Source organism: Streptomyces sp., from assembly GCF_035645055.1.
Lineage (GTDB): Bacteria > Actinomycetota > Actinomycetes > Streptomycetales > Streptomycetaceae > Streptomyces.
Map to the genome: position 1 here is coordinate 62502 of NZ_DASQNH010000019.1, position 18687 is coordinate 81188.

At 71.5% G+C, this 18687-nt stretch carries 15 protein-coding genes and 2 pseudogenes; 9 read left to right on the forward strand and 8 right to left on the reverse strand.

Annotated elements, in window-relative coordinates; all coding sequences use genetic code 11:
* Positions 1-37 precede the first annotated feature (37 nt).
* Entirely contained in the window at positions 38-1114 is a 1077-nt protein-coding gene (locus VE614_RS05985; protein WP_324933161.1) for a potassium channel family protein, read from the reverse strand.
* Between the two features lie 119 nt (positions 1115-1233).
* Between VE614_RS05985 and VE614_RS05990 the strand changes: the two are divergent.
* Positions 1234-1923, forward strand: a pseudogene (locus VE614_RS05990) (potassium channel family protein); the annotation flags it as partial.
* Positions 1924-1993: 70 nt separating this feature from the next.
* Here VE614_RS05990 and VE614_RS05995 read toward each other — a convergent pair.
* Together VE614_RS05995 and VE614_RS06000 are read right to left on the reverse strand one after the other, a co-directional pair.
* Complete coding sequence (locus VE614_RS05995; protein ID WP_324933164.1) at positions 1994-2842, reverse strand: ABC transporter permease; 849 nt, start codon at positions 2840-2842, stop codon at positions 1994-1996.
* Positions 2839-3864 carry an ATP-binding cassette domain-containing protein gene (locus VE614_RS06000; protein ID WP_324933167.1) on the reverse strand — a complete coding sequence of 342 codons (1026 nt, stop codon included), beginning with the start codon at positions 3862-3864 and terminating at the stop codon, positions 2839-2841. The genes VE614_RS05995 and VE614_RS06000 overlap by 4 nt, the downstream gene beginning before the upstream one ends.
* 147 nt (positions 3865-4011) lie before the next feature.
* Here VE614_RS06000 and VE614_RS06005 point away from each other — a divergent pair, with 147 nt between their 5' ends.
* Complete coding sequence (locus VE614_RS06005; RefSeq protein WP_324933170.1) at positions 4012-4992, forward strand: NAD(P)H-quinone oxidoreductase; 981 nt, start codon at positions 4012-4014, stop codon at positions 4990-4992.
* Between the two features lie 24 nt (positions 4993-5016).
* On the opposite strand, the gene VE614_RS06010 is transcribed toward VE614_RS06005, so the two are convergent.
* Positions 5017-5574, reverse strand: coding sequence for a hypothetical protein (locus VE614_RS06010; protein ID WP_324933173.1), 558 nt, complete (start codon positions 5572-5574; stop codon positions 5017-5019).
* A gap of 107 nt (positions 5575-5681) precedes the next feature.
* Between VE614_RS06010 and VE614_RS06015 the strand changes: the two genes are divergently transcribed.
* Entirely contained in the window at positions 5682-6227 is a 546-nt protein-coding gene (locus tag VE614_RS06015) for a bacterial proteasome activator family protein (protein WP_324933176.1), read from the forward strand.
* Positions 6228-6313: 86 nt separating this feature from the next.
* Here the strand turns inward: VE614_RS06015 and VE614_RS06020 are convergent, their stop codons facing one another.
* On the reverse strand, positions 6314-7951 hold the full coding sequence (locus tag VE614_RS06020) for a protein kinase domain-containing protein (protein WP_324933179.1): 1638 nt from the start codon (positions 7949-7951) through the stop codon (positions 6314-6316).
* A gap of 374 nt (positions 7952-8325) precedes the next feature.
* Here VE614_RS06020 and VE614_RS06025 point away from each other — a divergent pair, with 374 nt between their 5' ends.
* Positions 8326-9960, forward strand: a complete 1635-nt coding sequence (locus VE614_RS06025; RefSeq protein WP_324933182.1) for a protein kinase domain-containing protein — start codon at positions 8326-8328, stop codon at positions 9958-9960.
* 49 nt (positions 9961-10009) lie between these two features.
* On the opposite strand, the gene VE614_RS06030 is transcribed toward VE614_RS06025, so the two are convergent.
* Complete coding sequence (locus tag VE614_RS06030; RefSeq protein WP_324933189.1) at positions 10010-11053, reverse strand: phosphotransferase; 1044 nt, start codon at positions 11051-11053, stop codon at positions 10010-10012.
* A 131-nt stretch (positions 11054-11184) separates the two neighbouring features.
* Positions 11185-11609, reverse strand: a pseudogene (locus VE614_RS06035) (response regulator transcription factor).
* Between the two features lie 321 nt (positions 11610-11930).
* Between VE614_RS06035 and pdhA the strand changes: the two are divergent.
* Genes pdhA through VE614_RS06050 form a run of 3 tightly spaced genes read left to right on the forward strand, consistent with a single transcriptional unit; the run spans position 11931 to position 15565 of the window.
* Positions 11931-13121, forward strand: a complete 1191-nt coding sequence (pdhA, locus tag VE614_RS06040) for a pyruvate dehydrogenase (acetyl-transferring) E1 component subunit alpha (protein ID WP_324933191.1) — start codon at positions 11931-11933, stop codon at positions 13119-13121.
* A gap of 1 nt (position 13122) precedes the next feature.
* On the forward strand, positions 13123-14100 hold the full coding sequence (locus tag VE614_RS06045) for an alpha-ketoacid dehydrogenase subunit beta (protein ID WP_324933193.1): 978 nt from the start codon (positions 13123-13125) through the stop codon (positions 14098-14100).
* Positions 14101-14110: 10 nt separating this feature from the next.
* The gene (locus tag VE614_RS06050) at positions 14111-15565 is read left to right on the forward strand and encodes a dihydrolipoamide acetyltransferase family protein (protein WP_324933196.1); all 1455 of its coding nucleotides are present in this window, start codon (positions 14111-14113) and stop codon (positions 15563-15565) included.
* 78 nt (positions 15566-15643) lie between these two features.
* Here VE614_RS06050 and VE614_RS06055 read toward each other — a convergent pair whose 3' ends face one another.
* The gene (locus VE614_RS06055; RefSeq protein WP_324933199.1) at positions 15644-16543 is read right to left on the reverse strand and encodes a D-alanyl-D-alanine carboxypeptidase family protein; all 900 of its coding nucleotides are present in this window, start codon (positions 16541-16543) and stop codon (positions 15644-15646) included.
* Positions 16544-16727: 184 nt separating this feature from the next.
* Here VE614_RS06055 and VE614_RS06060 point away from each other — a divergent pair, with 184 nt between their 5' ends.
* Both VE614_RS06060 and VE614_RS06065 read left to right on the forward strand, forming a co-directional pair.
* Positions 16728-17381, forward strand: coding sequence for a GntR family transcriptional regulator (locus tag VE614_RS06060; RefSeq protein ID WP_324933201.1), 654 nt, complete (start codon positions 16728-16730; stop codon positions 17379-17381).
* Positions 17378-18679 carry an MFS transporter gene (locus VE614_RS06065; RefSeq protein ID WP_324933204.1) on the forward strand — a complete coding sequence of 434 codons (1302 nt, stop codon included), beginning with the start codon at positions 17378-17380 and terminating at the stop codon, positions 18677-18679. Before VE614_RS06060 ends, VE614_RS06065 begins: the two co-directional genes overlap by 4 nt.
* The last annotated feature ends 8 nt before the right edge of the window (positions 18680-18687 follow it).

An 18687-nucleotide genomic window follows, 5' to 3' on the forward strand; every position in this document is an offset into this window, starting at 1 on the left:
CCCCCGGGCGCCCGGGGCACCCGCGCCTCGGCCGGGCTTACTCCGCCGCCTCGGTCACCGGCCGGCTCACCGTGATCACCCGGTCCCCGGCCCGCAGCTCGGTGCGCCAGCTGACCGCGTAGTCCAGCCGCTTGCGGTCGCGGATGACGGCCAGCACCAGGTCGTCGCACTCGCGCGGGGTGACGCCGACCTCCTGGGAGGCCACGGGCCGCTCGATGAGGTCCAGACCGCTGCCGAGGGTCATCAGATCCTCCAGAGTCCGGGCCGCGGGCGGGCTCGCCATGAACGTGCCGAGCAGCCGGCCGGCCGAGCTGGAGCTGGTGACCACCGTGTCCGCGCCGCTCTGCTTGAGCAGTGGCACGTTCTCGTCCTCCCGGACGGCCACCACGATCGTGGCGCGCCGGTTCAGCTGGCGGGCGGTCAGGGTGATCAGCGTGGCCGTCTCGTCCCGCTGCGGGGCGACGATCACCTGGGAGGCGCGTTGCAGCTCCGCCTTGAGCAGGGTCTCGGAAAGCGTCGCGTCCCCGGCGATCGCCACCAGTCCGTCGTCGCCGGCCGCGGTCACCGCCTTGTGCTGGGTGTCCACGACCACGATCCGTTCCTTGTCGATGCCCTGCCCGACCAGGGTCCGCACGGCGTGCTGCCCCTTGGTGCCGTAGCCGATGAGCACGATGTGGTCCCGGGTCCGGGAACGCCAGCGGTGGATACGGACCTGCTGGCGGGTGCGTTCGGTGAGCACTTCCAGGGTGGTGCCGACCAGGATGATCAGGAACAGCACGCGCAGCGGGGTGACGACGAAGATGTTGGTGAGCCGCGCGGCGTCGCTGACCGGGATGATGTCGCCGTATCCGGTGGTGGAGAGGGTGACGGTGGCGTAGTACGCCGAGTCGACGAGGTCGACGGAGCCGTCCGAGTTGTCGTTGTACCCCTCGCGGTCGAAGTACACGATGACCACGGTGACGATCAGCACCACCATCGCCATGACCAGGCGCTTGATCACCTGCTGAAGGGGCGGTACGACGCTCTGCGTGGGCATCGTGATGGAGCGGCCCGCCTCGGCGTCGTCCCGTGCCTCCTTGCGCGAGCGGTACCAGAGGGACCGCAGGAGAGGCATTCCCCTCTGCTGGAAATGCGGACGTTGGTCGCCCTTCATCGTGTGCCCCCTATGGCGCTGAACCGGACAGTCGGCACCATGGTTCCTGACGCGCACGCGTCCGTCACAACGCACACGCCTGGAGGCATGTCTTGCGGGACCACACCGTCGTCGTCGGCTTCGGCACGAAGGGCCGGTCGGCGATCCGCGCCGTCTGCGCCACCGGGCTGAACAAGGAGCGGGTCGTCGTGGTCGACCCCAGCAGCAAGGCGATCGACGCGGCGACGGCCGAGGGCTACGCGGCCGTGCTCGGTGACGCGACCCGCAGCGAGGTGCTCAAGCGCGCCGAGGTCCAGCGAGCGGGCCAGATCATCATCGCCACGCAGCGCGACGACACGGCCGTGCTGGTGACGCTGACGGCCCGGCAGCTGAACGCGGGGGCGAAGATCGTGGCCGCGGTGCGCGAGGAGGAGAACGGGCCGCTGCTGAAGCAGTCCGGCGCGGACGAGGTGATCACCAGCGCGGGAGCGGCCGGGCGGCTGCTGGGTCTGTCCGTGCTCAGCCCGGCGGCGGGCCTGGTGATGGAGGACCTGATCCGGCAGGGCAGCGGTCTCGACATCGTGGAGCGGCCGGTCACCCGGGCCGAGGTGGGCCTGAGGCCGCGGGAGACGCCCGACCTGGTGGTGAGCGTCCTCCGCGGGCACCGGGTGCTCGGCTACGACGATCCGGCCGTGGGACGGCTGGAGCTGACGGACCGGGTGATCACCATCGTCCCGGCGGCCGAACCGGAGGAGGAGCGGAACGGCCTGCCCCCCACCATGGGGCACTGAAGGGGCTCCGCCCCGGGGCACTGAGGAGCCTGCGCCCTGGCGCACGAGACGTGCCGCCGCACCCGGTCGGCTACTTGCGGTTGTACAGCCGCATCGTGACCGGCCCGAAGACCAGCAGGAGCAGCGCCGCCCACCCCAGCGTCCAGGCGATCTCGCCGGCCGGCCAGTCGCCCGCCATCAGGCCCCGCACGGCCGAGGCCAGATGGGTGACCGGGCTGTTGTTGACGAATACCTGGAGCCAGCCCGGCATGGTCCTCGGGTCGACGAAGACGTTGGACAGGAAGGTCAGCGGGAAGATCACCATCATGCTGACGCCCATCACCGATTTCTCGGTGCGCAGCATCAGCCCGAACATCGTCCAGATCCACGAGAACGCGAACGAGAAGACGATCAGCAGCGCGATCCCCGCGATCACCCCGGCCGCCCCGCCGTCCGGGCGGTAGCCGAGGACGATGCCGACGGTGAGCATCACGACGGAGGCGATGGTGTAACGCAGGGCGTCACCGAGGAGATAGCCGACCATCGTCGAGGGCCGCCAGATGGGCAGCGACCGGAACCGGTCGAAGACGCCCTTCTCGATGTCCGTGTTGACCGAGACCCCGGTGTACATGGTGATCATCACGACCGACATCACCAGGATCCCCGGCAGCAGGAACTGGATGTACTCCTTCGGCGACCCGGCCAGCGCACCGCCGAACAGGTACGTGTACATCAGCACCATCATGATCGGGAACGCGGTGACGTCGAACAGCTGCTCCGGCACGTGCTTGATCTTCAGCACGGCCCGCCAGCCGAAGGTCAGCGAGGCCGACCACGCGCTGGGCCGCGGTGGCCGTTCCTCGGCCACCAGCAGCGCGGCCAGCGACTCGGCGCTGACGGGGGCGAGTTCCCTGGTCTCCGTGCTCGTCGCGGTGCTCATGCCGCCACCTCGTCCTTCGTAGCCGTCGTAGCCGTCGCGGCCTGCGAGGCCTGGGTGTCGTGTCCGGTCAGGGCGAGGAACACCTCGTCCAGGCTGGGCTGGCCCAGCGAGAAGTTGTCGACGGTGATGCCGGAGCGGGCCAGCTCGCCGAGCGCCCGCGCGGCCTGCCCGGCCGCGGTGTCGTCGCTCGCCGCCGTACCGAGCCGGGCGGTCAGTGCCACCGGGTCGGGCTCCAGCTGCACCCGCGCGTCCAGCGTCCGGCGCAGCACCTCCGCCGCGTCCGGCCGCTGTTCGGCGTCGCGCAGCCGCAGATGGACGGAGCCGGCGCCGACGGACGCCTTCAGCTCGCCCTTGGTGCCCTCCGCGATGACCTTGCCCCGGTCGATGACCGCGATCCGGGACGCCAGCTGGTCCGCCTCGTCCAGGTACTGCGTGGTCAGCAGCACCGTCGTGCCCTGGGCGACGACCGCGCGGACGATGTCCCACACCTGGTTGCGGCTGCGCGGGTCGAGGCCGGTGGTCGGTTCGTCGAGGAACAGCAGGTCGGGCGTGTTCAGGATGGACGCGGCGATGTCGATCCGCCGCCGCATCCCGCCCGAGTAGTTCTTGATCTGCTTGCCGGCCGCCTCGGTCAGCCCGAACGCCTCCAGCAGCTGCGCGGCCCGCTCCCGGGCGGCCTTCTTGTGGTGCCCGAGCAGCCGGCCCAGCAGGACCAGGTTCTCGGTGCCGGTCAGATCCTCGTCCACCGACGCGTACTGCCCGGTCAGGCTGACCCGGCCGCGCACGTCGTCGGCCTCGCGGACCACGTCGTGGCCGAAGACCCGGGCCTCGCCGCCGTCCGGCCGCAGCAGGGTGGCGAGCATCTTCACGGTGGTCGTCTTCCCGGCGCCGTTGGGACCGAGGACGCCGTAGACCATGCCGGTGGGGACGGCGAGGTCGACGCCGTCCACGGCCCTGGTCTCGCCGAACGTCTTGACCAGGCCCGCGGTCTCGATGGCCAGGCCGGCGGTGTGCTGGCTCATGTGGGGTGTCCTTCCGCGTACTCGGATTACGCAGGGGAAGACCTCCACCGTCGGACAAACTCATCGCTCGCGCATACGAATGTGCGCCGGCTTCCGTCCGAAGTCCCCCTCCCCTCCGACCCGAGACCGAGGAGTAGCGTCCCTTCCATGCATGCGATCACGATTCCCGAACCCGGCGGTCCCGAGGCACTGACCTGGGCAGAGGTCCCGGATCCGGTGCCCGGCGAGGGCGAGGTCCTGGTCGAGGTGGTGGCGAGCGCAGTCAACCGCGCCGACATCCTCCAGCGGCAGGGGCACTACGCGCCGCCGCCCGGCGCCTCCCCCTATCCCGGTCTGGAATGTTCCGGGCGGATCGCCGCCCTCGGGCCGGGCGTCGGCGTCTGGTCCGTCGGCGACGAGGTGTGCGCCCTGCTCGCGGGCGGTGGTTACGCCGAGAAGGTGGTCGTCCCGGCCGGGCAGCTGCTGCCGGTGCCGAAGGGGGTGGGCCTGCACGAGGCCGCCGCGCTGCCCGAGGTGACCTGCACGGTCTGGTCCAACGTGTTCATGGTCGCCCAGCTGCGGCCGGGCGAGACGCTGCTGGTGCACGGCGGCTCCAGCGGTATCGGCACCATGGCGATCCAGCTCGCCAAGGCCGTCGGCGCCAAGGTGGCGGTCACCGCGGGCACCCGCGAGAAGCTGGACCGGTGTGCCGAGCTGGGCGCGGACATCCTGATCAACTACCGGGAGCAGGACTTCGTCGCCGAGATCAAGGAGGCCACCGGCGGCGTGGGCGCCGACGTCATCCTCGACAACATGGGCGCGAAGTACCTCGACCGCAACGTCAAGGCGCTCGCCGTCAACGGCCGGCTCGCGATCATCGGCATGCAGGGCGGCGTCAAGGGCGAGCTGAACATCGGTGCCCTGCTCGCCAAGCGCGCCGCGATCACCGCGACCTCGCTGCGGGCCCGCCCGCTCACCGAGAAGGCGGCCATCGTGGCGGCCGTGCGGGAGCATGTCTGGCCGCTGTTCGACGGTGGTCACGTCCGGCCGGTCGTCGACCGCGAGGTGCCGATGAGCGAGGCGGCGACGGGGCACAGGCTGGTGGAGGAGAGCGGCCACATCGGGAAGGTCCTGCTGGTCACGGAGTGACCCGGCCGGCGGGATCCGCCCGGGTCAGAGCTGCCCGCGCCGCACCCGCAGCCCGAGGAAGGCGAGCCCGCACCCCAGCCCGATGAGCACCATCCCGGAGCCGAGCGGCAGGATCCGCAGCACGGGCTCGCCGGACCGCTCCCGTTCCGCCACGACGGCCTCCGGAGGCTCGGCCGCTGTCTCCGGCGGCGCGGCGGGCACCCGGGCCGGGGGCCGGGCCGTCGACGGCTCCACCCGCGGCACCTCCTTCCGCCCCGGCCGCTCCCGCCCCTCACCCGCCGGATTCCCGGCCCGGCTGCGCTCGGGCGCGGGCACGGCCGCGGGCGATTCGGCGAAGGGCGCGCGCGGGTCGTACGCCGATACGGTGCCGTACGACGACACGGGGGCGTACGTCGATACGCTCCCGTACGACGGAACGCTCCCGTACGACGGAACGCCCGCGTACGTCGATACGAGCCCGTACGACGAAACGCCGTCGTACGTCGGAGCGCTCTCCTCCGCGCCCCAGGACACGCCACCCCCCGGCAGGACCAGCGCACCGCCCAGTCCCGCCACGCACAGTGCCCGTAGCCATGGAGTCACGGAGTCAGCGTCACATCTCCGGCAGACCCCGGCATTCCGGATGCCGCCAGGCGGCTGGTCGTGCGGGGGCGTCTCAGCGGGGATCCCGGGTGGGAGAGAATGGCCGCATGGAGATGCCGAGGAACGAAAGGTCGCCGGAGAACCCCCAGCGGATCCTGGTCGTGGGCCAGGACGGCATGGCGCTCAGCGGCGGCGGTGGAGACGAGGACTCCCACGAGACCCCGGTGACGGACCAGGTCGAGCAGCCGGCGAAGGTCATGCGCATCGGCAGCATGATCAAGCAGCTGCTGGAGGAGGTGCGGGCGGCGCCTCTGGACGAGGCCAGCCGGGTGCGGCTCAAGGAGATCCACGCCAGCTCGGTGAAGGAGCTGGAGGACGGTCTGGCGCCGGAGCTGGTCGAGGAGCTGGAGCGGCTCTCCCTGCCGTTCACGCACGACGCGACCCCGTCCGACGCGGAGCTGCGCATCGCGCAGGCGCAGTTGGTGGGCTGGCTGGAAGGTCTCTTCCACGGGATCCAGACGACCCTGTTCGCCCAGCAGATGGCCGCGCGGGCCCAGCTGGAGCAGATGCGCCGCGCGCTGCCGCCGGGTGTGGGGCACGAGGGTCCTGACGACCCCCGCGCGGGGGGACGTCAGGGCGGACCGTACCTGTAGCGCCGTACCCCAGAGCCGTCCCACGGAGAATGGCCCGGCATCCGCCGGGCCTTTCCCATGCGCCCTCGTGGCCGCTCATCGGCGGCTCAGGACGCCGGGTTGCCCGTGGAGACGTTCAGCTGGATGACGATCTTCTCGGTGGGGTCGACGTCCGTGCCCGCGGCCGGGAACTGTCCCATGACGGTGCCGTCGCCGTAGGTGTTCTCGTCCTGGTACTTGATTTCCTTCTGCCAGCCCGCGGACTGGAGGCATTCCTGGACCGACTTGATGTTCTTGAACTGGAAGTCCGGGATCTTGATCTTGTCCGGGTCGTTGAGCGACTCTTCGGGCTCGCTGCACTCGGTCGGGTCGATCGTCCGGGAGGTGTCCGGCCCCCGGTACCCCGGCTTCTTCGTGTCCGTGGCCGTCGGCGTGGCGCCGCCCTTGCCCTGGTCCTCCTTCTCACCGCCGCCCAGTGTCAGCGCGGCGACCAGACCGCCGGCGGCCAGCACCGCGACGACGGCCGAGCCCAGGACGACCGCCTTGTTGCTCTTGCCGCCGCCCGAGCCCGAGGAGGGCGTGGGGGTCTGCGGCGTGAGGGTGTACGGCGGCGGCGTGGACGGCGTCTGCTGGGGCGCGTACGGGGACGGCGTCGGGTAGCCGCCCTGCTGCGGATAGCCGTACGACGGCTGGGGCTGCGGCGTGGGCGTGCCGTACGGGTTCGGGGCCGGCGTCGGCTGGTACGGCGTCTGGACGCCGCTCACGGGCGCCGAGGTGCTCTGGTCGACCGGCGGGAAGACGGCGGAGCCGACGCCCGCGCCGCTCTGCGCCGGGGTGCCCGCCACGATGCTCGGCGGGGCGGGCTGGAAGGAGGCGGCGACCCGCAGGCACTCGTCGCGCATGGCGACGGCGGTCGGGAAGCGCTCGTTCGGGTTCTTCTTCAGGGCACGGGCGACGAGCGCGTCCACGGCCGGCGGCAGCGCGCGGTTGATCGCCGAGGGAGCCACCGGCTCCTCCTGCACGTGCGCGTAGGCGATCGCCAGCGGCGAGTCCGCGTCGAACGGCAGCCGCCCGGTGACGAGCTGGAACAGCATGATGCCGACCGAGTACAGGTCGGAACGGGCGTCCACGCCGCGGCCGAGGGCCTGCTCCGGGGAGAGGTACTGCGGGGTGCCGACGACCATGCCGGTCTGGGTCATCGAGGTCACGCCGGACTGCATGGCCCGCGCGATGCCGAAGTCCATCACCTTGATGACGCCGCGCTTCGTCACCATCACGTTGCCCGGCTTGATGTCCCGGTGGACCAGCCCCATCTCGTGGCTGATCTCCAGGGCCGCCAGCACGTCCGCGGTGACCTTGAGGGCCTTGTCGGCGGGCATCGCGCCGAACTGGCGGATGTCCTCCTCCAGCACCGAGCCCAGCGGGCGGCCCTCGACGTACTCCATGACGATGTACGGCATCGTCATGCCGTCCACGTCGTCCTCGCCGGTGTCGAAGACGGAGACGATGTTGGTGTGCGTGAGCTTGGCCACGGCCTGCGCCTCGCGGCGGAACCGCTCGCGGAAGGCCTGCTCGCGGCCCAGCTCGGTGTGCAGGGTCTTGATCGCGACCTGCCGGTCGAGCACGCTGTCGTACGCGAGGTGGACGGAGGCCATGCCGCCCTGACCCAGCAGATCACGCAGCTGATAGCGGCCGCCGGCGAGCGATCTCCCCGCGTACCGGTCCTGTGCGCCGTCCTGGCTCATCTCTCTGCGTCCCCCATAGGCACCGGCGACAGCGGCAACTGTTGTCGTGAAGTGCTGGTGTGCTTCGGTCGATCGAATGCTGTTGATCGAAAGTGCTATTCCCGGCCAAGTCTGCCCCAGGGCACTGACACGTCAAGCTCGGTGCCCGTTCCGTGACCGTACGCGAAAGAAGCGTCGCGGAAGCGTTACAGCGGCCGTACGACCGGTACACAGGATTTGCACGACCGCGCGGGGGCACGGTTTGATGACCGGTCCGTCTCATGCCGGTCGCGGCGCCCGTCCCGGACCGGCGGCTTGCGCGGAGGCTGTAGCGTGGCCGACGGAGACCGTAACAACACCGCGCGCACCGCGGGCAGAAACGACGGCGAGGACTGATGGCACAGCAGCAGCGCGCTCAGGGCCCGTCCGACCCCGAGGCGACTGGCGGCGGGATGTCAGATGCGCCGGAATTGTGGGGTAACGGCGGGCTGGTAGGGGACGGCCGGTACCGGCTGACCCACCGGCTCGGCCGGGGCGGCATGGCCGAGGTGTTCGCGGCCGAGGACGTACGGCTCGGACGCACCGTGGCGGTCAAGCTGCTGCGCGCCGATCTCGCCGAGGACCCGGTCTCCAAGGCCCGCTTCACGCGCGAGGCCCAGTCCGTGGCCGGCCTCAACCACCACGCGATCGTCGCCGTGTACGACTCCGGCGAGGACTTCGTGGGCGGCCAGTCGGTGCCGTACATCGTGATGGAACTGGTCGAGGGCCGCACCATCCGCGATCTGCTGCACAACGCCGAGGCGCCCGGCCCGGAACAGGCGCTGATCATCGTCTCCGGCGTCCTGGAGGCGCTGGCCTACTCGCACCAGCACGGCATCGTGCACCGCGACATCAAGCCCGCCAACGTCATCATCACGCACAACGGCGCCGTGAAGGTGATGGACTTCGGCATCGCCCGCGCCCTGCACGGCGCGTCCACGACGATGACGCAGACCGGCATGGTCATGGGCACCCCGCAGTACCTCTCCCCGGAGCAGGCGCTCGGCAAGGCCGTCGACCACCGCTCCGACCTGTACGCGACCGGCTGTCTGCTCTACGAACTGCTCGCGCTGCGCCCGCCGTTCGTCGGCGAGACCCCGCTGTCGGTGGTCTACCAGCACGTCCAGGACATCCCGACGCCGCCGTCCGAGGCCTCCGACGGCGCCCCGCCGGAGCTGGACGGCCTCGTCATGCGCTCCCTCGCCAAGGAGCCCGACGACCGCTTCCAGACCGCGGAGGAGATGCGCGGCCTGGTCCAGTACGCCCTGCAGATGCTCTACGAGCAGGGCAGCCACACGGGCACCTGGAACACCGGCCCGGTGGACGCGCACGACGGCCGGCACACCGCCGCGGCGGGCATGGCCGGTACGGCCGTGCTGCCGCACCCCGTGGACGCCTCCGGCACCTCCCAGATCCCGCAGCAGATCCTGCCGCACCACGGCGGCCGGGACGACGGCGGCTTCGAGGGACACGGCAACCGGGGCGGTGGCCGCGGCAAGCTGTGGATCCTCGCCGTCCTCGCGGTGATCGCCATCGCGGCGGGCGTCGCGCTCGCCGTCAACAACGGCAAGACGAAGGAGCCGGGCACCGACCCCAGCCCGACCCCGACGATCAGCAAGAGCACCGGCGGCGAGACGGCCGAGAAGACGCCGAGCGACGACGCGACGCAGGAGTCCCCGGACACCTCCACGGGTGACGGCTCGGGCGGTGGAGGCGGCTGGGGCGGCTGGGACCCGACGCCGGCCCCGTCGTACAGCCCGTCGCCGTCCTGGTCCGAGGACCCGACGGACCCGCCGACGGACACCCCGCCGACCGGCACGGGCGGCACGGACACGGGCGGCACGGACACCGGCGGCACGGACACGGGCGGCACGGAGAACGGCGGCACGGAGAACGGCGGCACCGAGAACGGCGGCACCGAGAACGGCGGCACGGACACCGGCGGTGCCGACGCGGGCGTCATCAGCGGCGCCGACGGGGGCGGCGTCTGAGCCTCCGCAGACCCCGCCGAAGGCACCGCTCCCAGCGCTCGCGGGGCGTTCAGTCCACGAACGCCCCGCACACCGCGTCGTACTCCCGGGTCCACCACACGGCCAGCGCCGAGGCGGCCGGGAACTGGGGGTCCGCGCGGGTGTCGCCGCGCTCGTAGTGCCAGCGCAGCATCCAGAAGTCGTTGAGGCGTTCCCACCACACCCGGTGCACGGCCGCCGCCAGCTCGGACGGCGCGGCCTGGGCGGCCCGCCGGTACGCGCGCGCGTACGCCCGCACCTTGGGCAGGTCCAGCGCGCCCGCGGGCTCCACGAAGAAGATCGCGGCGGCGCGTACCGCCTCCTCCGCGCGGGGCTGGACGCCGAGCCGGTCCCAGTCGACGATCGCGGCCGGCGCATCCCCCTGGTAGAGCACGTTGAACGGGTGGAAGTCGCCGTGCACCCAGCCCACCGAGCCGCCGCGCGGGGGCCGTCGGTCCGCGTGCCGCTCCAGCAGCGCCCGCCGCTCCAGGAGCCGGTGCCGGGCCAGCTCGTCGAAGGAGTCGGCGGGCCGGTGCCGGCGCACGCGCGCGAGGAGGTCGTCGATGAGGTCGAAGGTGTCGGCGGGGTCGGCGCTCTCCACGGGGTGGGGATGCCTGGCCGGGGCCGTTCGCCCCTTCGGGGGCATCACCCGCTCCAGGCTCGCGTGCACGGCGCCCAGCAGCGCCCCGAGCCGGCCGCACTGGCCGGGGGTGAGCTGGCCGCCGTGGCGGTGCCGGCCGTCGATCCACGGGTGCAGGGCGTACGCGTGCCCGCCGACCACCGCGACCGTGCGCCCGTCGCGTCCGGCCAGCGGCGGGGCGACGGGCACGCCCAGGTCGGCCAGGCGCTGGGTGGCGCGGTGCCGGCGCTCGATGGCCGCGGGGTCGGCGGTGTCGGGGTCGAAGTGGTGCTTGAGGAAGTACCGGCCGCGTGTGGTGCGGAGCCGGTAGCCGCGGTTCAGCAGCCCCTGGTCGACCGGGACGCAGGTGAGGGCGGAGCCCGCGCCGTACTGGCGGAGGAGGGCGCTCAGCGGGGGCGCGAGGGGCCCGGGGGGTGGTACACAGGGGCGCGGCACGCGCCAGATGCTAGGGCACCGGACGGGCCTCGTGAGCTGGGCGTTGTCACAGGAAGTCGCCGACGATCGCTTTCGGTCACATGGCGCCTTTTTCTCAATGAGCCCGTCGGCCCGTCGGGTGAACCGCGCGGTCAGTATTTCTCCGCCCGCATTCGCGCCACTTGTGCGGCCGCCTGCGAGCGCCGCCGCGTACCGGGTTTCGCGAGCAGTTTCGCGAGCGGACCGGAGGCGCAATTCTTGATCGTCTTCTCCGCGGGACTCAGCCGCTCACCGATCCGCCGGTCCGGCTCGATGCCCCGGATGTCCTTCAGCACATAACCCGGGCGCGCCCGCCGTGATCGCGTCGAACAGGGCCTCGTCGCCGGCGAAGGACGTCAGCGTCACCCAGCATCGCCACATCCGGGCGGGTGGCCGGAATCCGCACCAGCGCGTCGGCGGCACCCGCCTCGCCGGCCACCTCGATGCCATCCTCACCGGACAGCGGTTCGTACACACCGCTGCGGGCGATCTCGTGACCGTCGAGGAGGAATACTCCGATTTTTCCATCTTCGCGCACGCGATCAGTCTCACACAGAACTCTTCCTATGACCTGGGTGGCCGGGATAACGTGCCGGTGTTCCGGCCCCCTGCAACGCTGTGACCAGGGTTCCTTCCCGGCTTTTCGATTTACTTGGATTTCCAAGCAAAATCGCAGGTCAGGAGGGGTTTCACAGAAATGTGGAGCACTGGGTAACGTGATGGATGCAGGGCGCTCGCCGGGGCACCTGTCACGCCTGTTCCCGGCCGAGTGGCACCCACCCCGTGCCCGGTGGTCGAAACAGGTGAGCCGCACTGGCCTACCGGCAACCCCGGGGGCCGGACCGACGGAGGAGCACACGTGACCGTGGAGAGCACTGCCGCGCGCACACCGCGACGCAGCGCCAGTACGAAGAGCACGGCCGGCAAGCGCACGACCGCCAAGAAGGGCACCGGCGCCGACCAGGGCACCGACCCCCGGCTCGTGCAGCTGCTGACGCCCGAGGGCAAGCGCGTCAAGAACGCCGAGTACGACAGGTACGTCGCCGCCATCACCCCCGAGGAGCTGCGCGGTCTGTACCGCGACATGGTGCTCACCCGCCGCTTCGACGCCGAGGCCACCGCCCTCCAGCGCCAGGGCGAGCTGGGCCTGTGGGCCTCGCTGCTCGGCCAGGAGGCCGCCCAGATCGGCTCCGGCCGGGCCCTGCGCGACGACGACTACGTCTTCCCGACCTACCGCGAGCACGGCGTCGCCTGGTGCCGCGGCGTCGACCCGACCAACCTGCTCGGCATGTTCCGCGGCGTGAACAACGGCGGCTGGGACCCCAACGGCAACAACTTCCACCTGTACACGATCGTCATCGGCTCCCAGACGCTGCACGCCACCGGCTACGCGATGGGCATCGCCAAGGACGGCGCGGACAGCGCGGTCATCGCCTACTTCGGCGACGGCGCCTCCAGCCAGGGCGACGTGGCCGAGTCCTTCACGTTCTCCGCGGTCTACAACGCCCCCGTGGTGTTCTTCTGCCAGAACAACCAGTGGGCGATCTCCGAGCCCACCGAGAAGCAGACCCGCGTCCCGCTCTACCAGCGCGCACAGGGCTTCGGCTTCCCCGGCGTCCGGGTCGACGGCAACGACGTGCTGGCCTGCCTCGCCGTGACCAAGTGGGCCCTGGAGCGCGCCCGCGGCGGCGAGGGCCCCACCCTCGTCGAGGCGTACACCTACCGCATGGGCGCCCACACCACCTCCGACGACCCCACCCGCTACCGCCACGACGACGAGCGGGCCGCCTGGGAGGCCAAGGACCCGATCCTGCGCCTGCGCCGGTACCTGGAGGCGTCGAACCACGCGGACGAGGGATTCTTCGCGGAACTGGAGACCGAGAGCGAGACGTTGGGCAAGCGAGTGCGCGAGGCGGTCCGCGCCATGCCGGACCCGGACCACCTCGCCATCTTCGAGAACGTGTACGCGGACGGGCACGCGCTCGTCGACGAGGAACGCGCGCAGTTCGCCGCGTACCAGGCGTCGTTCGCCGACGAGGGGGGCAACTGACATGGCCGAGAAGATGGCCCTGGCCAAGGCGATCAACGAGTCGCTGCGCCGCGCCCTGGAGTCCGACCCCAAGGTGCTCGTCATGGGCGAGGACGTCGGCAAGCTCGGCGGCGTCTTCCGGGTGACCGACGGCCTGCAGAAGGACTTCGGCGAGAGCCGCGTCATCGACACCCCCCTCGCCGAGTCCGGCATCGTCGGCACCGCGATCGGCCTCGCCCTGCGCGGGTACCGGCCGGTGGTGGAGATCCAGTTCGACGGCTTCGTCTTCCCGGCGTACGACCAGATCGTCACGCAGCTCGCGAAGATGCACGCCCGCTCCCTGGGCAAGGTCAAGATGCCCGTCGTCGTGCGCATCCCCTACGGCGGCGGCATCGGCGCGGTCGAGCACCACTCCGAGTCCCCCGAGGCCCTGTTCGCCCATGTGGCCGGCCTCAAGATCGTCAGCCCCTCCAACGCCTCCGACGCGTACTGGATGATGCAGCAGGCCATCCAGAGCGACGACCCGGTGATCTTCTTCGAGCCCAAGCGGCGCTACTGGGACAAGGGCGAGGTCAACACCGAGGCCATCCCCGGCCCGCTGCACGGCGCGCGGGTGGTCCGCGAGGGCGGCGACCTCACCCTGGCCGCCTACGGCCCGATGGTGAAGACCTGCCTGGAGGTCGCCGCCGCGGCCGCCGAGGAGGGCAGGAACCTGGAGGTCCTGGACCTGCGCTCGGTCTCCCCGCTCGACTTCGACGCCATCCAGGCGTCGGTGGAGAAGACCCGCCGGCTCGTCGTGGTCCACGAGGCGCCGGTGTTCTTCGGCTCGGGCGCGGAGATCGCCGCGCGGATCACCGAGCGTTGCTTCTACCACCTGGAGGCCCCGGTGCTCCGGGTCGGCGGCTACCACGCGCCGTACCCGCCGGCGCGCCTGGAGGAGGAGTACCTGCCGGGCCTGGACCGGGTGCTCGACGCCGTCGACCGTGCCCTGGCGTACTGAGGAGAGGGTCGTGACGACGATGACGGATGCGTCCGTACGCGAGTTCAAAATGCCGGACGTGGGCGAGGGGCTCACCGAGGCGGAGATCCTCAAGTGGTACGTCCAGCCCGGTGACACCGTCACCGACGGTCAGATCGTGTGCGAGGTGGAGACGGCCAAGGCCGCCGTCGAGCTGCCCATCCCGTACGACGGTGTGGTCCGCGCGCTGCACTTCCCCGAGGGCACCACGGTCGACGTGGGCACGTCGATCATCGCGGTCGAGGTGGGGGGCGGCGCCCCCGCCGCCGAGCCGCAGGCCCCTCAGACCGCTCAGGTCTCTCAGGTGTCCGTGGAGGAGGAGCCCGAGCCGCAGGGCCGCCAGCCGGTGCTGGTCGGCTACGGCGTGGCCGCCACCTCCACCAAGCGCCGCCCCCGCAAGGGCACCGAGGCCCCGGCCCAGCCGGCCGCGACGGCGATCCAGGCGGAGCTGAACGGCCATGCCGCGCAGGCCCCCGCGCAGGCCCTCGCGCCCGCCTCCGCACCCGCCGCCCCCGCGCCCGCCGCCGCCCAGCGGCGCCCCCTGGCCAAGCCGCCGGTGCGCAAGCTGGCCAAGGACCTGGGCGTCGACCTGGCCACGGTCACGCCGACCGGCCCGGACGGCGTCATCACCCGCGAGGACGTGCACGCGGCGGCGGCCCCGCCGCAGGCGCCCGAGCGGGCCCCGGCCGCCGCCCAGGCTCCGGCTCCCGCCGCCGCCCCGGCCGCGGCCGTCGGTTACGACGCGGCGCGCGAGACCCGGATCCCGGTGAAGGGCGTCCGCAAGGCCACGGCCGCGGCGATGGTCGGCTCGGCGTTCACCGCGCCGCACGTCACGGAGTTCGTGACGGTCGACGTCACGCGCACCATGAAGCTGGTCGAGGAGCTGAAGCAGGACAAGGAGTTCAGCGGCCTGCGGGTGAACCCGCTGCTGCTGATCGCCAAGGCCCTGCTGGTCGCCGTCAAGCGCCACCCGGACATCAACGCGTCCTGGGACGAGGCGGCCCAGGAGATCGTGGTCAAGCACTACGTCAACCTGGGCATCGCGGCGGCCACCCCGCGCGGCCTGATCGTGCCGAACATCAAGGACGCCCACGCCAAGACCCTGCCCCAGCTGGCCGAGTCGCTGGGCGAACTGGTCAGCACGGCGCGCGAGGGCAGGACGTCCCCGGCGGCCATGCAGGGCGGCACGATCACCATCACCAACGTCGGCGTCTTCGGCGTCGACACCGGTACGCCGATCCTCAACCCCGGCGAGTCCGCGATCCTCGCGGTGGGCGCGATCAAGCTCCAGCCGTGGGTCCACAAGGGCAAGGTGAAGCCCCGTCAGGTCACCACCCTGGCGCTCTCCTTCGACCACCGCCTGGTCGACGGCGAACTGGGCTCCAAGGTCCTGGCCGACGTGGCGGCCGTCCTGGAGCAGCCCAAGCGGCTGATCACCTGGGCGTGAGCCGGTAGCAGCGCACGGAAGGGGCCCGTCGCCGGGGAGGCGACGGGCCCCTGTGTCGTGCCGTGGTGCGCCGGCGCGTCAGCTGATGCGCGCGTAGCCGTAGTTGATGAGCTTCTTCACGTCGCTGGTGCGGTAGGCCTCCGAGGAGGAGGACAGGACGGTGCCCATCACCTGCTCGCCGTTGAGCGTGGCGGCGAAGACCAGGCAGTACTTGGCCTCGGGGCCGGAGCCGGTCTTGATGCCGAGCGTGCCGTTCCAGCCGAGCAGCGTGTTGGTGTTGTACCAGGTCGCCATCGTCCGGACGGAGCCGGACGCGGTGATCGTCTTGGCCGTGTACGACTTGGTCTTCACGACGGCCCGGAACGTGCTGCTCTTCATCGTGCTGCGCGCGAGCTTCGTCAGGTCGCGCGGCGTCGAGTAGTTGGAGCCGTTGCTGAGGCCGTCGAACGAGTCGAAGTGCGTGTTGGTCATGCCCAGGCTCTTGGCCATGGTGTTCATCTTGCCGATGAAGTTGGCGGTGCGGGCCTTGACCGTGGTGCCGGTGCCGAACTTGTCGGCGAGGGCCATCGCGGCGTCGCAGCCGGACGGCAGCATCATCCCGTAGAGCAGTTGGCGGACCGTCACCTTGTCGCCGACGATCAGGCGGGCCGTCGAGGGGTAGCCCTCGGCGACCATGTAGTCGCTGACCTCCCTCCTGATCGTCACCTTGGTGTCCAGGTTCAGGTTCGGTTGTGAGAGCACGACCTTGGCGGTCATGATCTTCGTGGTGGAGGCCGTGAGCCTCTTGGTGTCGCCGGACTTCGTGTACAGCGTCGCACCGGTCGCGCCGTTCATCACGAACGCGCCCTTGGCGGTGACGGTGGGCACCGTGAGGGCCTGCGCGGGTGCGGCGACGACGGCGCCCGTGGCGATCATCGCGCCGGTGGCGAGCCCGACCGTGATGGCTCTGCGGACCCGAACGCCCGAAATGCTACTCATCAAGAGAAATACCCCGAACTAATCGTTAAGTCCCTTTGTTGTGGCCGAGTTGAGAGGGGCGCAACAGGGCCGCACAGGTGAGACACCTGGGGGCCGTGAATGGTTGTACCGGGAATTCCGGGGCGCCCGGTCCGCATCCTGGACCGGCGATCCTATGCGTACGTGATGTATCTATCCTGTCGGCATGACCTTGGCCGCCGTGAAGCAACCGCCCGCCGCCGACCGCGTCTACACCCACGTCAAACAAGGCGTCCTGGACCGCCGCTACGAGGGCGGGACGCTCCTCACCGAGGGCGAGCTGGCCGAGGCCGTAGGGGTTTCGCGCACCCCCGTGCGCGAGGCGTTGCTGCGGCTGGAGGCCGAGGGGCTGATCAAGCTCTACCCGAAGAAGGGCGCCCTGGTGCTGCCGGTCTCCGCGCAGGAGATCGCCGACGTCGTCGAGACCCGCCTGCTGGTCGAGGAGCACGCCGCCCGCAAGGCCGTCCCCGCCCCGCCGGCGCTGATCGCGCGGCTGGAACAGCTGCTCGCCCAGCAGAAGGAGCAGGCCGCCGCCGGGGACCTGGCCGCCGTCGCGGTCACCGACCGCTGCTTCCACGCCGAGATCGTCCGCAGCGGCGGCAACGCGATCCTCTCCCGCCTCTACGACCAGCTCCGCGACCGCCAGCTGCGGATGGGCGTCGCCGTGATGCACTCCCACCCCGACCGCATCGCGAAGAACCTCGACGAGCACGAGGAGATCCTGGACGCGCTGCGCTCCGGCGACGCCGAGGCCGCCGTCGCCGTCGTCCACCGGCACGTCGGCTGGTTCTCGCACCTGGCGCGAGGTGAGGTCCGGTGAGGGCGCCCTCGGTCTCCCTGCCCGGCGATCCGCCCGGCGGCCGGCGCGCGGTCGCCGTCTGGTCGATCGGCGTCGCCGTCTACTTCGTCGCCGTCATCTTCCGTACGTCGCTGGGGGTGGCCGGCCTCGACGCCGCCGACCGCTTCCACGTGAACGCCTCCGCGCTGGCCACGTTCTCCATCCTCCAGCTGCTGGTCTACGCCGGGATGCAGATCCCCGTCGGCCTGCTGGTCGACCGGCTCGGCACCAAGAAGGTGCTGGCCATCGGTGTCGTCCTGTTCACGGCCGGCCAGCTGGGCTTCGCCTTCTCCCCGTCGTACGGCACGGCGCTGGCCTCGCGCGCGCTGCTGGGCTGCGGCGACGCGATGACGTTCATCAGCGTGCTGCGGCTCGGCAGCCGCTGGTTCCCGGCCCGGCGCGGACCGCTGATCGCGCAGCTCGCCGGGCTCGCCGGCATGGCGGGCAACCTGGTCTCCACGCTGCTCCTGGCCCGGTTGCTGCACGGCATCGGCTGGACGCACGCGTTCGCCGGCAGCGCCCTCGCCGGAGTCGTCGTGTTCGTCCTGCTGCTGCTCTTCCTCAAGGACCACCCCGAGGGCCACGAGCCGGAGCCGGTCTCGCACCAGGGGGCTGCCTACGTCCGGCGGCAGATCGCCGAGTCCTGGCGGGAGCCCGGCACCCGGCTCGGCCTGTGGGTGCACTTCACCACGCAGTTCCCGGCCATGGTGTTCCTGCTGCTGTGGGGCATGCCGTTCCTGGTCGAGGACCAGGGCCTGTCCCGGGCCACGGCCGGTGAACTGCTGACCCTGGTCGTGCTGTCGAACATGGCGATCGGCCTGGTCTACGGCCAGATCGTGGCCCGGCACCACGGGGCGCGGCTGCCGCTCGCGCTCGGCACGATCGCGACGACGGCGCTGCTGTGGGCGACGACCCTGGCCTGGCCGGGCGACCGGGCGCCGATGTGGCTGCTGGTCGTGCTGTGCGCGGTGCTCGGCGCCTGCGGGCCCGCCTCCATGATCGGCTTCGACTTCGCGCGCCCGGCGAATCCGCCGGAGCGTCAGGGCACGGCGTCCGGCATCACCAACATGGGCGGGTTCGTCGCCTCGATGACGACCCTGTTCGCGGTCGGGGTGCTGCTGGACGCCACCGGGGACGACTACACCGTCGCCTTCTCCTCCGTCTTCGTGCTCCAGGCCCTCGGCGTCGGCCAGATCCTGCGGCTGCGCGGACGGGCGGCCCGCCGGGAGCGGGAGCGGCTGGTGACGAGCCGGGTGGAGACGGTGCACGTGCCGGCGTGAGCCGGTCC

What these genes read in the sequence shown, in the direction of transcription:
- VE614_RS06055 (WP_324933199.1), bottom strand. Translation starts at nt 16,543, where the DNA reads ATGAGTAGCATTTCGGGCGTTCGGGTCCGCAGAGCCATCACGGTCGGG.
- VE614_RS06045 (WP_324933193.1), top strand. Translation starts at nt 13,123, where the DNA reads ATGGCCGAGAAGATGGCCCTGGCCAAGGCGATCAACGAGTCGCTGCGC.
- VE614_RS06020 (WP_324933179.1), bottom strand. Translation starts at nt 7,951, where the DNA reads ATGAGCCAGGACGGCGCACAGGACCGGTACGCGGGGAGATCGCTCGCC.
- VE614_RS06015 (WP_324933176.1), top strand. Translation starts at nt 5,682, where the DNA reads ATGGAGATGCCGAGGAACGAAAGGTCGCCGGAGAACCCCCAGCGGATC.
- VE614_RS06025 (WP_324933182.1), top strand. Translation starts at nt 8,326, where the DNA reads ATGGCACAGCAGCAGCGCGCTCAGGGCCCGTCCGACCCCGAGGCGACT.
- VE614_RS06060 (WP_324933201.1), top strand. Translation starts at nt 16,728, where the DNA reads ATGACCTTGGCCGCCGTGAAGCAACCGCCCGCCGCCGACCGCGTCTAC.
- VE614_RS05985 (WP_324933161.1), bottom strand. Translation starts at nt 1,114, where the DNA reads ATGCCTCTCCTGCGGTCCCTCTGGTACCGCTCGCGCAAGGAGGCACGG.
- VE614_RS06000 (WP_324933167.1), bottom strand. Translation starts at nt 3,864, where the DNA reads ATGAGCCAGCACACCGCCGGCCTGGCCATCGAGACCGCGGGCCTGGTC.
- VE614_RS06005 (WP_324933170.1), top strand. Translation starts at nt 4,012, where the DNA reads ATGCATGCGATCACGATTCCCGAACCCGGCGGTCCCGAGGCACTGACC.
- VE614_RS05995 (WP_324933164.1), bottom strand. Translation starts at nt 2,842, where the DNA reads ATGAGCACCGCGACGAGCACGGAGACCAGGGAACTCGCCCCCGTCAGC.